The following is a 14,850-nucleotide window of genomic DNA, read 5'->3' as shown; positions in this document are numbered from 1 at the left end:
CGTCTCTGCCGTTACGTGGTGGGGATCAGGCAGCGGCCGCTTGCGGCGCCCACTCGATCAGTGGTTGATCGCCTCGCACATAGAGCGGGTGCCGCGGCGAGCCGTCTTTTGTCGTGCCTAGACAGCGGATCTGGCGAAGCGGGCCACCGCGAAAGATCTCGTAGACCTCGCGCACCCGTTCGGGCCTGGAATTCGCTCCCCAAGCAAAGACGACCGTCTCGTGCTCGCGCGCTACGGTGCGCAGCCACACATCGTTTTCCGGCCCGACCGGGTCTTCGTGCCGCCACAGATTGGCCGGGCTCGGCGAGCGCAGTGCGTACAGATTGACAACGGAGATGCCAGTGCAACCCCAGCGGTACGCAAACGAATTGCAGCGGCGGATAGTCGGGTCGTCCACGTTCGCATCCGCCGTGCTCGGGTTCAGCATCACAAAGAGGGCCGTCCCAACGCATGGCTGCGAGAATTCAGGACCGGACGGAGCCGGACGCGTGAGAAGGTATCGGTAGGTGCCGCACTGGCTGATAACTGCGCTCATGCTCGTCTCACACGATCGTTTGGGGTTCAAGCTGCTTGCGGACTGTTGCGGCGCGTGACTGCGAGCAACCCAAGAATTTCCGGATCTCAGTCACCGTCGCCCGCAGGGTTCCTGCTGCAATGGCGTTTGTGACTCGGGTCACGTCGTCGGCCTGCTCGACTACTGGCAGGCGAAGCACCGGGGCGGACTTCACGGCGACCGGCTCTGCGACTGGCGCGGCGGCATTACTCTCAGGCGTGACTGTCGTTACTGCATCGACGATACTCCCTTGCTGGGCGGGAGTTACCGCGATTTCAGTAACGGCGCGAGTTTTGGTGACCGGGCGCAGCGCGAGCAGCCAGCAGAAGCACGCGACGGCTTCGAGCACGGCGGCGAAGGCGATGCCGGTTACGAGTTCGGCGCCCGGTGCGGCTACGCCGAAGGCGGTCAGGGCGCCTTCACCGCGCGTTCAAGTTGTGGCAACCGGGGGCATCCATGTTCGGCAATAGCCTATATCTCGTTAGGAATCCAGACTACTTGACATAATCTTAATTATCGCATTTTTGATGGGGTGCGATGCTATAATCGCCAGGCTTCCACGCCGGTTCCGCTTGTCGATTCCCGGCTCCGTCCAGATAATTTCCCATTCGAGCGCAATCGCCAGCGCCCACACGACCCAACGCATGACCAAGGACATGAGCGCTCCCGCATGGGCTGAGGACTATCGCCACTGGTTTGCCGAGCTCAAGCAGCGCGTCGAGCGCGCGCGGCAGCGCGCCGTGGCCAGCGCGAATCGCGAACTGGTCACGCTGTACTGGCAGATCGGCCGCGATATTCTCGACAGGCAGCAGCAACAAGGCTGGGGCGCCGGCGTTGTCGACCGGCTCGCGCGCGATCTCAAGGCAGCTTTTCCCGACATGCGCGGATTTTCGCCGCGCAACCTCAAGTACATGCGCGCGCTGGCACAGGCCTTCCCGCAGCCGGAATTTGTGCAACAGCCCGTTGCACAATTACCGTGGTCACACGTCGTGACATTGCTGGACAAGCTCAACGACGAGACCCAACGGCTCTGGTATGCGGAAAAGTCGCTCGAGCATGGTTGGTCGCGCAGCGTGCTGACCATGCAAATCGAGACGGCCGCCCATGCGCGTGCCGGCAACGCCGTTACGAATTTCGCCGACCGGTTGCCGCCACCGCAGTCCGATCTCGCGCGCGACGCGCTGAAGGATCCGTATATCTTTGACTTCCTCGGCCTGGCCGAGAACGCCCAGGAGCGCGACATCGAGCGCGCTCTCACCCAGCACATCACCCGCTTCCTGCTCGAACTGGGCGCCGGCTTCGCGTTCGTGGGGCGGCAGTACCGGCTGGAGGTGGGCGGTGACGAGTTTTTTGCCGATCTGCTTTTCTACCATCTCAAGCTGCGTTGCTATGTCGTCGTCGAACTGAAAACGACGCCGTTCAAGCCCGAATATGCTGGCCAGCTGAACTTCTACCTGTCCGCAATCGATGCACAGGTCAAGGCGCCTGAGGACCAGCCGACCATCGGGCTGCTGCTGTGCAAGGAAAAGAACCGGCTCGTGGCGGAATATGCGCTGCGCGGCGTGGCCAAGCCAATGGGTGTCGCTGAGTACCAACTGATGCGCGAGGTGCCACCGTCGCTAGAGACTGGACTGCCGACCATCGATCAGATCGAGGCCGAACTGCGTCCTGATCTGCCGGACGGCACTGTGTAAACATCGCCGGGCACCGCCCACGCCGCTTTCACCAGCAGGTGCTAGCGCCGGAGACTGAAAAGCCGCAGCAACTCGTCGCGCAACGCCGAGATATCGAGGACATGCTGCGCCCGCGTCACGGCCACGTAGAGCAGGCGGAGCTCGTCGTCGTCCGGCATTGGGCTGCCGTCGGCACCGCGCAGGCGGAAATCGCTGGCCACCTTGACCCGCTTCCATTCGAGGCCCTTGGCACGGTGGACGGTCGAGATCACATAGTCGGCGGCGCCTTCCACCGCCGAGCGCTGCGCCAGCGCCCGCAGATAGCCGGTACCCAGTTCGTCGACGATCCGCACAACCGGCAGCAGGTCCTGACCAAACGCACTGCGTGCAAACGCCTGTGCGTCGCTCCACGTTTCGAACAGCGAAAACGCCGCCGGGCGGAACGCGCGCTGTCCGGCCAGCAGCCGGTCCGCGCCGTCAGCGTAGGCGAGGATCTCCGCCGGACTCATCCGGATCGCCGGTCGATGTCCCGCCTCAAGTCCTGCAGCGAACTGCCAGATCGCCGTGACGTTCTTCCGGCACAGGATCGCGTCGACCGGCGCTGCCAGCGCGGGATCTTCCACCATGATCGAGCCGATGGCTTCCTGTCCCCGGATGGGCGTGCGCTCACCGAGCAGTGCAAGCAGGCGGCTGGCGAGCGCCGCGAACGTGACGCCAAAACGGAACGATTCCGTAAGCGCGCACTCGGGCGCGTCGATCTGCGCCATCGCATTGATCGCGCCCCGCCACTCGTAGATTTGCTGGTAAGGATCACCCACATAGATGATCTGCGCGTGGCGCTGCCGGCCAAGCACCGAGAGCATGACACCATCGCTGTCCTGCGCCTCGTCGAAGAGGATGTAGTCGGCTTCGATGCGAGGCTCCGAGAACGCCCAGAGTTTCAGGAGCACATCCGGCGAAATCGCGCCCGCGGCGTGCGCTGCCGCGCCCTCTTCCCACAGGCGTCCGACGTAAGGCAGCAGCCAGGTGCGCAGTTGGGCGGCCACCGCTTCGTCAATCTTTTCATCGACAACAATATGCCGGGTTGCCGGCTGCCGTCCGCCGAAGTAAAGATGTTCCGTTTTGCGAAGTAAAGTTGAACCTACGCTGAATTTAGGGGAATTTCAGCATCGGATAGGAATTATTATCCATATAAATCAAATTGTTGCGATACTCGCGAAGTAAAGTTGAGATCTTTCGCGACTCTTGGTGGGCACTGATTTATGTAGCCGAGTCTCTAGCGTCCAGGGGCGCCAAACGCCTGATCGAACTGCCTTGCCCGTTTGACCTCGTCGCCGTGGAGGTAAATCGATGTCGTCGATATTGACGAATGCCTCAGGTTGTCGCGCACCATGATCAGTTCGGCCCCGCGCGCGAGCGCGATTGATGCGTGCGTGTGGCGCATCCAGTGCGGGCTCGCGCGGCGCAGCTTTTCCGCCGTCGCAGGCCGCTCATCCTTAATCGCGTCGGCGACCAGCACGAAGAAGCGTCGCAGCACGCGTCCGAGCCGCGTGGTTTCAATCCCGGTTCCATCCTCTGCGAGGCTGGCGATGATCACCGTTGCTGGATCCCACCGTTCGCGCGTGACCGGCAACCGGCGTTGCACCAGATACTGATCGAGTGCCATACGCGCCAGCGTCGGGAGCGCGACCTTGCCCGTCTTGCCACCCTTGCCGACAAGGTGCAGCCAGTGATCACCCTGTTCGTCGATGCGGATGTCGCCGAGCGTGGCACCTGTCAGTTCACTGGCCCGCAGGCCGGTCGCATACCCGAAATCCAGCAGGAAGCGAAGGCGCTGGCCGGCCGCCTCACTCCAGCCGTAAGACCATTCAAGACCATCGGCGATCGTGCGGAGCAGCAGCCATTCGCCTTCAGTAAAGCCGCGGGTGACGTCGAGGCCCGCCTTCGCGCTTCCTCGCACCTTGACGCCGGCGAACGGGTTCGCGAGGACGTAGCGCTGCTCGACCAGCCAGCGGAACAGGGCTGCAAGTACGGTGAGTGCGTACGCGGCAGAGCGCGTCGATAGTGGTCCGCTGAACGGTCGCCATTCCACGCTTTGTCGCGACCGCGACGGCCCGACCCAGCGTTCGCGTGGCGTCGGCCGTCGCAGGAACGCGCGGTAGGCGATCGCGTCGTCAGTGGTCAGCGACGACAACGCGCAGCCTCGCTCGACGATTGCCCACAGGATCAGGCGTTCCGCCTCCTTCCGGTAGGCGCGCTTGGTGGCGGCGGACTCGTGCAGGGACAACCACGATTGCACCGCCTCGTAGTCGTTCGATGCCTTGAGCAAACAGACGTGCCGTGGTGCGCGAAACAGTCCTTGCGAGCCGTCGACCTCGTGCGGCAGACGCAGCTGTTCCCATGGCACGACCGGTCCGGAAGGTGCTACCGCAACCAGCACACGGGCACGTTCAGTCAAAGCCGGATGGGCCGCAAAAAATGCTTCGACATGGCCTGCCCCTGCCGTGCCGAGTCCGGCGATCGCTGTCCACCAGCGCCGCCGGCGCGGAATCCGCACGGTCAGGTCTGCGAGCGTCCGGATCCCGTGCGTCCGCAAAGCGGCAACCACCCGCGGTGGCAACCACTGGTCGACGTCGTCGGCGATGGACGGCTCCGGTGACGGCAGGTTGCGCAATGTCTCGATCGTGTGCGCAACGGTATCTGCCGACGCTGTCGATCGCTCGTCGAATGTTTCTGCCAGGTCGGCCCGGTGACGACTCGTCGCGAACGCGACCAGTGCGCGCCGGATGCGTCCGAGCATGCCGCGGGCAGACATCCCCGGCGCCTTGCGGTCGCCCAGATACCGTGCAACAGCCGCGCGTGCGTCAAGTCCAGCGTACCATGCGCGCAGCGCCGCCAGTTCGGCGTCGTCGGGGAACCCGGTGGGTTCGGTTTCGCGTGTTTTCATGACCTCCAGTTTAGTCCAGATTTGATGCTGGACCGATAAGAAAAGTTATCGGTCTAGTTGCGCTTCCGTTCGTCCCGCGGTGCTTCCTCGCTTCACAGAATGCCGATGCTATGCAAACGTTGGTCGAAGCTGTTCGCTGCGTGCCGTACTCCACTGGCTGGTTGAATACAGCGTGACCTGCATTGAGGCGGGTAGCCGCGCCGTGGCCGTTGCACCCTATGCCCCTTTGGCTCATCTACCGCGAGCAGCCCGCAGCCCCCGCGTTTGTGAGACCATTAGATTCATTGATGCCGTTATCGACGCAAATAGTAGCGCTCTCGTACCCGAAGGAATTGCCCTCTGATGCTTAGCCCGCGCTGAGGGCTGTAGCCAAGGTCCGCTTCAGGGAGATGCCGTATGCCCCTAGCCGATTTCATTGATGCGAACATTGACCTCCTCCTTGCTGACTGGGTGGACCAGGCCCGTCGACTTGGCGCTGCACCGACAATATCGACGGCGCACCTCCGGGATTCGGCGCAGCGGCTGTTCATGTGCATCGCGCAGGACATGCGCACATCGCAAAGCGACACGGAACAGTCGGCGAAAAGCTACGGCGAACGCCCCGCCAATGCGCCGGCCATGATCCGCGAAGCGCGCGCGCATGCGGAGCAGCGGTTCGAACAAGGTTTTTCGCTCAATGAATTGATTGCGGAATACCGGGCGTTGCGTGCCAGTGTGGTTCGACACTGGCTGGCCACGGGGACGTGTGGCGGGGTGGAAGCTCTGGCCGAGCTGGTGCGCTTTGACGAGGCGGTTGACCAGGCGCTGGCCGAATCCGCGTCCCGTTACTCATCCGAGGTGGAGCGCACACGCGATCTTTTTGTCGGCATCCTTGCGCACGACCTGCGTACCCCGCTCGGGGCGATCGCAATGTCCGCACAGTATCTGTTGCAGGCGGAAGAAATCCCCGTGCAGGTGCTGCGCGTCAGCGCCACCGTGCAGCGCAGCGGCGCGCGGATGCAGCGCATCATCGAGGATCTTGTGGATTTCACACGTACGCGCCTGGGCGGCATGCTGCCGGTCCATCTCCAACCGGCCAATGTTGGAAATATCTGCCGGCAAGCGATCACGGAAATCGAAGCGCTCCACCCCAACGAAACCGTGCGCTGGCTGTCAGACGGTGATCTGTCCGGCAACTGGGACGGCATTCGGCTCGGCCAATTGCTCACGAATCTGCTGCAAAACGCAATCGATCACGGGCGAGCCGGAAGCCCTATCACGGTTACCACTCACGGGCTTGACGATGCGGTGCAGCTCTCAGTCTTCAACGAGGGTGAGCCGATTTCAGCCGCCGCATTGAAGTCAATCTTCGATCCGCTGACGCGCACGCCGCTGGACGCGGAACCACGCCGCGCCGGTGCGGGGTTGGGGCTGGGGTTGTTCATTGCTCGCCAGATTACGCTGGCACACGGTGGTACCCTGGAAGTGAGATCGGAGAACGACGGCACGACGTTTACCGCGACGCTGCCGCGCGACAGCTCGCGAACGGTGTGAACGTGAGCCCTTGTGCCCTGCGATCAAGTTGACTACGCGAAACTTGCGGACACGGGCAGATATGCGCGGACTACATTTCGCTTACACAGTGCTCTTCAACCCAGCCCACTGCACGCTCGCGCGCAAAAGCCAGAGCCTCATTCTCATCGATGAAATTTTCATCGAGGCAGAGGTCGTGAACATCGTCTTCGAGTGAACCATCTGACGCCGGAACGAAGATTCTCGCATTGGCCACAATTTTCCCGTTATCGATGCTTGCGCTCGTGCTGATCAGGCAAGAACGAACAATGAATTGCATGGCTGGCTCCGGAAGGTTTTCGCATGACGAACGGCGATGCGCAAATAACATGCGCAGCACAAAATGCAAGCGTCCGCATAATGCTATGCATGTGCTGAAATCGACTTCCCGCACCGGGCTGACAAGGACGCCCCATATCCGAGACGTGCCCTTGGCGCGCGCTGCTTCCGATTCTGGCGCCGCTCTACGCGGCTCCCGGTGCTTCCTGCTGCCGCAGCTGGTGTGGACCGCTTCGAACTGCGCTTCACGCTGTGGGCAAGATGTGGTCTGGCAGCGCGGTGTAGGCATGGCTCGACGAGTTGCCACCTCCTTATGAGGTGCCGACGCACGCCCGGGATGGCAACAATGGCTATGCGTCCCTCCTGGTGGGAGCAGCACCCGTCGAGCCAGTTCAGTCTACACCTAGGCAGCCTTACGAGCGTGCAGGTTTGGAAACTCCCGCGAACTTACCCACAGGTGCGGTCGCGCAGTTGACGTCAGAGACTATCGGCAAACCTGTACAAAGGATGAGCGTAAGCGGTCCATAAAAGACACCGTCCATCGACGAACAGAAAGTAGGTGTCCACGCTGACACCGCCACATTGACTCTGGTGATCGAGGGCAGCCAAGGACCTCAGGTACCAATTGTGATTGACGAGAAACGCGACGAGCGACGTACGAAGCCGCTCGCGACAAGCTGGTCAGGGTGTCCAGGACGTCCGGCGTGTCGATCGCATGCACGCGACGAAACATGACTTAAATCCGAATCTGCGCCCTTTGATAAACTGCCGCCAAGGCGGCGCTGCGGTCCACGCCGTGCAAACTCACACAGACAGAGAAGAATGCCATGCATAAGAATGTCATACGGACGCGCACCCTACGGACTGCGATCGGCCTGCTGGGCCTGCTAATTATGCATCCGGCGTTAGCTGACGGTCCGTCATCCTATGACGACTGTATGCTGATCGGTTTGCGCGATGCCCGCAGCTCTATTGCATCGAACTATATACAGCAGTCATGCTACCAACTGTATCGAAACAGTGAAATGCTGTTGCCACGTGAGAGGGCGTACCACGAGTGCATTCTACAAAATATGCCAGGCGCTAGAGAGGAGTTCGCGATCCTGCGTATCAAAGCGATCTGCGCTCGGCGGGGGCAGCTGTAAGCCCACCATTGAGCGAGCACAATGACCGCTCCCCCACCGGCAGCAAGCCAGCCCCCGCGTACGGGGGGCTGGCTTGGCAGGCGCAACCTAGAAAAGCCCCGCCGGCTGCGCTGCATCGTCCCAACTGAAGAGAATTACCTCCTTGCGCGCCGCCTCGCGCCCACAGCCGCCGACCGTGTAACAAATGTCGACGGTTTCGATATGGATGAGCGACGCAGAGCGCGATGTGCTAGCCGAGCGAGCGCGGCAGGTGGAGGGCGGCCACGCAAGACGATCAGAATTCTCCTGGCGACATGGCACTCGCCGCTGCCTGCTACGCGTTCCAAGCCTTTCAGTGCCTCACAACATCTTTCTGTGGCCGTGGCCTGCGCTATGGTGGAGGCCATCGACACCGGGGCGCGAGCCAACGCTCTGATCATCGTGGAGATCGAGCGCATTGACTGCGCGGGAGGTAAAGCGTGTTCATCTGTGACAAGCGTGTGGGGCCTTTGAGCAGTTATTGCACCGCGAAACGCTTCGCCATGTGCTTGCAAAGGCGGACGCCGGAATCAAGGGTCTCTTCAACTGTTCCGAAGTCACCTTGAATATCGGCAACCTCCATGGTGGCCGGGCAAGCCGCGTGGTCAGTGTGGACGATGCGCGCAATCCAGCGCCCCAGACCGCTCGACACAGCGATCACCTTGTATTCCTGGGCGCCTATGCAAATGGTTCGGTCGTTCATGACTTAACTCCTTTCCCCCGGCGGGAAGATTTACCTATGGCTGTCCCTCGATGCGCAAATTCCGAGCCGCGATAGGCATCAAAGGACGTATCCGAACAGGTAACCCATTCCCATCGACGGGGACCGAATCACTCAAGGCAAGTGCTTGGCGTCAGCACATGGGCGGGGGTACTGCGCCCGATGGAGCCGACCCGGTTAGCGCCCTATTCGTGATCAAGCCGTGGCAGGTCCGCGAGCGTTCGACCCGCATCGGAATCAGCGACCACCATTTCAATGCCTTCGCGTCCAGCCTCGTCGATAACGCGTCGGACCTCTGGGCCGGCGACACGCTGTCCATCCAGTGGAAAGACTGTTACTACGGTGTCGCCCTTAGCCAGTGCATCCACCACTTCGATTACAGGCGATGGGTGCGGAGCGACCTCAAATTGTTCTCCACTCATGGACACCTGGCCCCAAAGCACGTGTGTGACCCTTTGCGAATTCCCGGCCATCCGAACCGCAGTTATAGCGTGTACTGTCATCGCTTTTCCTCCCCTGTTAGGGAAATCCTAGCACGAGCGCAACGATCAGCCATTTCGGCATTTACCGGTACCGCGAGTTGGCGACGCACCTTCGCCGACGGTCGTCGAGACGCATTCTGGAAGCATCGCTATGCAGTCATTGGCTGCGTGACTGAGGCAACAATGAGCGTGACTCGCGCCGCATTCGAAATCATGTCAGGTGTCGTTTGCAGTTTCTCTATGCAGGGCAACACGCGTGCGGGGATCTGCAACCTCCGGCACATGCATGTCGGGAAAATCCAGCCAGAGCAGGCGAGCTGGGAAAAGCAGCGGCGAGAGGACGTAGCAGCCGTTTTCCTGCATCCCGGATGAGATTGCACACCACGCGTTCCAGGTTTGACCCAGAGCGTGAACGAAATGGCGATGCAGCCACTCCTGCGGGGCGACTGAGGGCGGCAAATGGGCGGGCATGAAGGCCAGCCATTCAAGCAATCCAAAAGGCGGATAATTTCCCTGGCAGCGCGTGAGTGTCTGAATGCTGAAGCGCCGCTCCCAGGTCAGGCGCCATCCCAGCAGGGCAATCGATCGGGCAGAGGTATTGCCGTCGCACAGCAACAACCCGAATTCGGGCGAATGGCGAACGGAGCCGTCCTCTGGCTGTACGGGCCGGATTGAACGCGCCAGACGGCGCACACGATTTTTCCGGATCTTTCTATAAATGGCGCACAGCGTGACGCATGTGTGGTCGACGTGTGGCCAATCGGCTGCCCAGGCACAGCGGGACGGCTGCCGCACTGCCGGACGAGAGCCGCCCCCGCTTCGTGCACTGGCGCCAGGTACGGGATCGACGCTGGGCAACTCTGGCGGACTGCGAAGGTGTCGCTCCAGTTCGCCGATAAACGCTAGGCGACGGGGAATATCCGAGCACGCCTGGATTTCGTCGCCGGGAAGATACTGTCCGGCCTCGTCGCGGATACGCCGCCTGCCTGGACCGAGCAACTGTAAATACCGGAAGAAGTAGTCGTGCCATGCGCGCAGGCGATCCAGCCCGGTCGTCTCGGTACCGGCATTTGCGAGCAGGTGGCGAAGCGAGGCAGCGGCGAGCAGCGAGCGGCCGCAGGACGGGCAGGCGTACGGATGGCGTACGAGGCCCGCGCCGAGGCGGTAAGCGAGCGGTTGTCCGCAACTGGTGCAGGCCTCACACAGCTCACATCCGTGAATGGGGCAGCGCCGGAACGCTGTGAACTGAAAAAGCGTTGCATGAAAGCCTGTCGAAGCGCAGGTCAGGCAGAATCGCAACGACGGGCTCGCCGCATCGAGCAGTGAATCGCCGCGATTTGCAGTGCAAAACGAATGTTCAATGTCGTGCAATCCGATATGCAGGGTGTCGGCCAGGTCGGTGAGCCGGAACGCATCGGCCGCCCGGAGGTCAATACCCTCGCCCGTATTGATGGCTGGCAGGATCGCCAGCGCCTCGCCGAGTTGTGTCCAGCTCAGGCGGTTGAGCAGCTGAAATTTTGCGAACCGCGACCATGCAGACTCGACCTCGCAGGTCCATGCCGCACGCGTCGTATACGTTGTCCTGTGAGCGACGGAGATCGGATTGCGCTCCTGCCACGGCAACGTTCCAGCCACCGGCCGGGCATCATCACTTTCTGGCGCGGACATAGCCGGACACGTCGACGCCTTCGTCCCAGATTGCCCTGGAAAAGGCGAAACTGGTGGAATCGCGCTGTGCATACTGATAGAGGATGTGCTGGACCGCGCGTGTGAAGAATTCCATCGGTATCTCCAGTTCCCCCACCAGCTGAGCCCGTTTGTGGGCGTCGTCGAACGCTTCCCATGCGGCACCGCCTTCGGCGGCCAGGCGCATGCCGGCGCCCCAGGCACGCGGGAAAAAGAAGCGCGTATGCGTCCAGCCGGAGTTCTCGGGATATTCGCCCTGATCGTATCCCTGCAGGCAGGCTGAACACTCGTGTGCGGAACGCACGCCGTGAAAGGGAAGTTCCTCCGTCATGAAACGGGCGACAATCTGTTCTTCTCCGTCGCGTTGGAAAATGCTCTTCCTGGCCCGCAGCGAGGGCTGGCCGACGAGCATTGTCACAAGGCGTACGCCTTCGAGTTCCAGTTCGTCGTGAATGTCGCGCAGCCACTCGAACTCCGAACTGCCCAGATGCTGGGCTTCGTCGAGGAAAACGAGGATATCGCTGCTGTGCGATTGATCGGCGATTTCCAGCAATCGTTGCGTGAGCCGGTGCCGCAGCTGTGTCGGATCGCGTCCGGAACTCGCCTTGTGCCGGGCCATGGTCAGCAGCGCGCTGAAGAAAGCCGTCTCGGTCGCAATGCGCTTGTGCTGGCAGCGCATGCGCAGGATCGGCAGGGCCGGGCGCTGTGAAGCGAGCAGTGATTCCAGAAAGAGGATCGCATAGGTCTTGCCGACCCGGGAGCGGGCGTAGACCATCGCTCCAGTACGCAACGACAGGCAGCGTACCAGCAACGCATAGAATTGCGCGATCGATGGGGTCGGGATGCGATATCTGCGCAGCACAACCGGATGTTCATCGATCGGCGATGGCCGTAATGAGTCGGTCGCCATGGTCAACGAAAAATCTGCCCCTTGCCGAGCTCGGGCAGGCTCACGGCAGGGATATTGTCCGATTCCGTCGATGCTGGTGCCGCCGCGATTTCGTCACGCCTGTCGCGCTGCTCAACGGCACGTGCAGCTTCGGCGACGCGATGGGGCATTCGCCGTCGTTGCGCGCGGGATTTGCGTCGCTGATACTTGAGGTAGGCCTCTACGGGATCGGAGAGGTCTCCGTAGTCGATTTCCTTCAGGCGCTTCAGCCTCAGGATTTCCTGTCGAAGCCGCAACGAGTGAGGTGTCTGGTCCCAAGGCCTGGCCGCCCTGAGCGGACCGATTTCCTCACCGCTGGCGAGAAACGCCGTCACGACACGCATGTCCTCGGGATCGAAGTATATTCGCAACGGCTTGCCGATCCGGCCGGCTGCTTCTCCGAGCACGCCGCTGGAATACCGGACGCCGTAAAGGTTGACATAGGGACGCACGCCGCGACGCAGGTTGCCGCGAACAATGGCCTCATGAACGGGCTGCAGCAGCATCAGGTTTTGCCGATAGCGTTCGGCAAGTGTTCGCCATAGCCCGCCAGGCTTCTGTGCGAAATGCTGCATCATCTCAATGGGGGAACGCCCGCCCAGGCCGTCATGCGGTGTTCCGTTGTAGTTCGCGAAGCTCACGTCGAGTAATTCGGCAAGCTCTTCGCTGCTCACGAGAAGGCTGCGGTTTCCGTCCGGATCGCACAGGGCCCGCCGCACATCCTGGGCGCTAGAGCCTGTTGTACCGGGAAGCCGATGCGACAGCGTGCTGCCGACGGTGCCGAAGAACCGTTCGATGTACGGCCGCTCGTTGGGCTCCGCGTAGGGGCCGGCATCGACGTGGCTGCCGATCATGTCGCATACGGTGGCGAGTGTCTCGCCGGCAAGGTGGCTGCGCGCGTTGTCGTAGCGTAACCAGTCCCACGTCGCATATTCGGCGTCGCGAACGGCCTCACTGATGAACCCGGCGCGCGATTCGTAACGCAAACCGGCGATCGAGAATGTAGTCCGCTTGCGGCGGGGTTGCAGTGCGTTCTGTACGGTCCGGATGACGTCGTGCCGGTTGTATTCGGTGGCCAGCGCGAGGTGCCAGCCCAGCACCGCCCGTGTACAGACATCGAGGACAACGAGCAGCCACACGCGCTCGAGTTCGATATCCCTCTCGAGTCCGATGGGATCCGTCATCCGGATGTGCAGGCGGATATCCAGTTTGTGTCCGTCGAACTCGACTGCTTCGAACGGACGCGTGACCGGCGGGCGCGACATCTGATCCGGTGGAGGGCGAAGTGGCTGGATGCGCTGCGCGCCTGCGGCTCGCGCCGCCTGCGCGAATGTCTGGTTTGCCACCAGGCGCCGGATGGCTGCAGCCAGGCTGCGGATGCCCTGAAGATCCTGATTGAAGGGATAATGCCTGCCTGTCAGATTCAGCTCGCGACAGCGGTTGAGAAATTCCCGGTGCGTCGCACGCAGGCCGCGCAGTTCGCCACGCGCGCCGAAGTGCACCTTGTGTAGCTGGATCTGCCTTTGCAGGAACTCGACCAGCACCTCATGCCGCGCGAGCAACTGCGCCATCGCGCCTGCCGCGCCGCCCCGATTGCCGGGGATGCGCGATTGCATGGGCCGGGTCCGCACATAGCCCCGCGTGCGCACGTGAGGTACCAGCGCGCGGAAGCCCTGGATACGCCCGTCGTCATGCAGCGTGGTGCAGCGGGCGAGCAGGCGGTACAGTTGCGCGCGCCGGATGCCGGTCGCACTCTCGATCAGTGTCAGGCTGCGGTTTTCCAGATACTGACGGATCGCGTGTTCACGGCGAAGAAAAATCGTCCGGCGCGCTTCGGGCAGTGCAGACGCATCGACTGTCGGCCAGATGTGCAGATCACGCAGCTCCGGGGCGAGAGCCCGACGCGTAAGGCAGTCCGGCGCTTTCACTTTCCGCCCTCTGTCGCGACAACCTGCCTGAAACGCGTATGCCTGTTCAGCTCGCCGGTGCGCAGATCCGGGCTCACAAGCCGACCGCGTCGAGTCAGATCGAAGACAGCGGTTCGCGTCAGGACTGGATCGGTTGGCAGTGCGTCGTACTCGATGGCGTACAGAGCCTTCGGCAACGTTACGCCGTGTTCGATCCGGTCAAGGAAGTCGCTTGATATAAACCGGCCGTTGCTCGTGACATACGGCAACATGCGCAGCCAGTTGTCGATCCACACGCGGTGCGGCTTAAGCACATCGGCGTTCACGGTCGTGATGGGCAGTGGATCAAGAATTTCAAGCGCGTCGGCATCGATCGCGGCGAGGGGGGTGGTTTCCACCACAACGAACTCGGTGACGTCTTTCCGGCGAAGCACGAAGTCCGCAATACGGGGTTTCCGGTCGACAATAACGTGTCCCGGATACTCGCAAAATGTCAAAACCGAAGCGTACGACTCCATCATCGCCCAGAAGTCGACAGCCGCATGCGAATAAAGCGAAAGGCGTCGGGCAAGCTTGGGGCTCCAAACGTGGAACTGGTGCGTCCACTTCGAGCGCTGAATGGCGATCGGGTGAAAGTCAAACTGTAGCGCAGGATCGACCGGAGCCACCATCACTCCTCCGCAACGTTCCAGATTTACTTCGCTTCGTCAACAAGATCCGAGTTTAGTTCGCATTCCCGGAAAGTAAATCTATGGTCCGCCCCATTTTTGCAACCCTGAACATCGATATCGCGTTGGCTTGCCTAAATCTATGGTCCGCCCCATTTTTGCAACCCTGAACATCGATATCGCGTTGGCTTGCCTAAATCTATCCGGCGTCGTTGTGGGGACTGCTCCCCGCGCCACGATGATATTCGCGCCTGAGGATCCTATAAAGTTGAGCGGCTTTGAGAAGCCTCTT

General features: G+C 61.7%; 12 protein-coding genes and 1 pseudogene. 2 read left to right on the top strand and 11 right to left on the bottom strand.

Features of this window, described 5'->3' with window-relative positions; translation table 11 throughout:
• Positions 1-25: 25 nt before the first annotated feature.
• Both VSR72_RS21800 and VSR72_RS21795 read right to left on the bottom strand, forming a co-directional pair.
• Complete coding sequence (locus tag VSR72_RS21800; protein WP_342954399.1) at positions 26-535, bottom strand: DUF1643 domain-containing protein; 510 nt, start codon at positions 533-535, stop codon at positions 26-28.
• A 7-nt stretch (positions 536-542) separates the two neighbouring features.
• Positions 543-902 (bottom strand): hypothetical protein, encoded by a 360-nt coding sequence (locus VSR72_RS21795; protein WP_342954398.1) that lies wholly within the window; start codon positions 900-902, stop codon positions 543-545.
• 295 nt (positions 903-1,197) lie between these two features.
• Between VSR72_RS21795 and VSR72_RS21790 the strand changes: the two genes are divergently transcribed.
• On the top strand, positions 1,198-2,247 hold the full coding sequence (locus tag VSR72_RS21790; protein ID WP_342954397.1) for a PDDEXK nuclease domain-containing protein: 1,050 nt from the start codon (positions 1,198-1,200) through the stop codon (positions 2,245-2,247).
• Between the two features lie 41 nt (positions 2,248-2,288).
• Here VSR72_RS21790 and VSR72_RS21785 read toward each other — a convergent pair whose 3' ends face one another.
• Both VSR72_RS21785 and VSR72_RS21780 read right to left on the bottom strand, forming a co-directional pair.
• Complete coding sequence (locus tag VSR72_RS21785; protein ID WP_342954396.1) at positions 2,289-3,272, bottom strand: ATP-binding domain-containing protein; 984 nt, start codon at positions 3,270-3,272, stop codon at positions 2,289-2,291.
• A gap of 230 nt (positions 3,273-3,502) precedes the next feature.
• On the bottom strand, positions 3,503-5,173 hold the full coding sequence (locus VSR72_RS21780; protein WP_342954395.1) for a site-specific integrase: 1,671 nt from the start codon (positions 5,171-5,173) through the stop codon (positions 3,503-3,505).
• Between the two features lie 396 nt (positions 5,174-5,569).
• Here VSR72_RS21780 and VSR72_RS21775 point away from each other — a divergent pair, with 396 nt between their 5' ends.
• Positions 5,570-6,706: a sensor histidine kinase gene (locus VSR72_RS21775; protein WP_342954394.1), complete on the top strand. Its 1,137-nt coding sequence runs from the start codon at positions 5,570-5,572 to the stop codon at positions 6,704-6,706.
• A gap of 70 nt (positions 6,707-6,776) precedes the next feature.
• On the opposite strand, the gene VSR72_RS21770 is transcribed toward VSR72_RS21775, so the two are convergent.
• The 7 genes and pseudogenes from VSR72_RS21770 to VSR72_RS21740 all read right to left on the bottom strand — a co-directional run bounded on the left by VSR72_RS21770 (position 6,777) and on the right by VSR72_RS21740 (position 14,561).
• Complete coding sequence (locus VSR72_RS21770) at positions 6,777-7,004, bottom strand: hypothetical protein (protein WP_342954393.1); 228 nt, start codon at positions 7,002-7,004, stop codon at positions 6,777-6,779.
• Between the two features lie 1,231 nt (positions 7,005-8,235).
• Positions 8,236-8,352, bottom strand: a pseudogene (locus VSR72_RS21765) (DNA adenine methylase); the annotation flags it as partial.
• Between the two features lie 292 nt (positions 8,353-8,644).
• Positions 8,645-8,869 carry a hypothetical protein gene (locus VSR72_RS21760; protein ID WP_342954392.1) on the bottom strand — a complete coding sequence of 75 codons (225 nt, stop codon included), beginning with the start codon at positions 8,867-8,869 and terminating at the stop codon, positions 8,645-8,647.
• Positions 8,870-9,585: 716 nt separating this feature from the next.
• The gene (locus VSR72_RS21755; protein WP_342954391.1) at positions 9,586-11,037 is read right to left on the bottom strand and encodes a hypothetical protein; all 1,452 of its coding nucleotides are present in this window, start codon (positions 11,035-11,037) and stop codon (positions 9,586-9,588) included.
• On the bottom strand, positions 11,018-11,965 hold the full coding sequence (locus VSR72_RS21750; RefSeq protein ID WP_342954430.1) for an ATP-binding protein: 948 nt from the start codon (positions 11,963-11,965) through the stop codon (positions 11,018-11,020). The genes VSR72_RS21755 and VSR72_RS21750 overlap by 20 nt, the downstream gene beginning before the upstream one ends.
• A gap of 2 nt (positions 11,966-11,967) precedes the next feature.
• Complete coding sequence (locus VSR72_RS21745) at positions 11,968-13,911, bottom strand: integrase (RefSeq protein ID WP_342954390.1); 1,944 nt, start codon at positions 13,909-13,911, stop codon at positions 11,968-11,970.
• Entirely contained in the window at positions 13,908-14,561 is a 654-nt protein-coding gene (locus VSR72_RS21740; protein ID WP_342954389.1) for a hypothetical protein, read from the bottom strand. The genes VSR72_RS21745 and VSR72_RS21740 overlap by 4 nt, the downstream gene beginning before the upstream one ends.
• Positions 14,562-14,850 lie beyond the last annotated feature (289 nt).

The organism is Paraburkholderia sp. JHI869 (assembly GCF_038900775.1).
Classification (GTDB): Bacteria; Pseudomonadota; Gammaproteobacteria; order Burkholderiales; family Burkholderiaceae; genus Paraburkholderia.
This window is presented reverse-complemented; position numbering and strand designations above follow the sequence as displayed.

Excerpts from the sequence above, each read along its gene's own strand:
- VSR72_RS21800 (WP_342954399.1), bottom strand. The coding sequence starts at position 535 with ATGAGCGCAGTTATCAGCCAGTGCGGCACCTACCGATACCTTCTCACG.
- VSR72_RS21790 (WP_342954397.1), top strand. The coding sequence starts at position 1,198 with ATGACCAAGGACATGAGCGCTCCCGCATGGGCTGAGGACTATCGCCAC.
- VSR72_RS21780 (WP_342954395.1), bottom strand. The coding sequence starts at position 5,173 with ATGAAAACACGCGAAACCGAACCCACCGGGTTCCCCGACGACGCCGAA.
- VSR72_RS21775 (WP_342954394.1), top strand. The coding sequence starts at position 5,570 with ATGCCCCTAGCCGATTTCATTGATGCGAACATTGACCTCCTCCTTGCT.
- VSR72_RS21770 (WP_342954393.1), bottom strand. The coding sequence starts at position 7,004 with ATGCAATTCATTGTTCGTTCTTGCCTGATCAGCACGAGCGCAAGCATC.
- VSR72_RS21760 (WP_342954392.1), bottom strand. The coding sequence starts at position 8,869 with ATGAACGACCGAACCATTTGCATAGGCGCCCAGGAATACAAGGTGATC.
- VSR72_RS21755 (WP_342954391.1), bottom strand. The coding sequence starts at position 11,037 with ATGTCCGCGCCAGAAAGTGATGATGCCCGGCCGGTGGCTGGAACGTTG.
- VSR72_RS21750 (WP_342954430.1), bottom strand. The coding sequence starts at position 11,965 with ATGGCGACCGACTCATTACGGCCATCGCCGATCGATGAACATCCGGTT.
- VSR72_RS21740 (WP_342954389.1), bottom strand. The coding sequence starts at position 14,561 with ATGGTGGCTCCGGTCGATCCTGCGCTACAGTTTGACTTTCACCCGATC.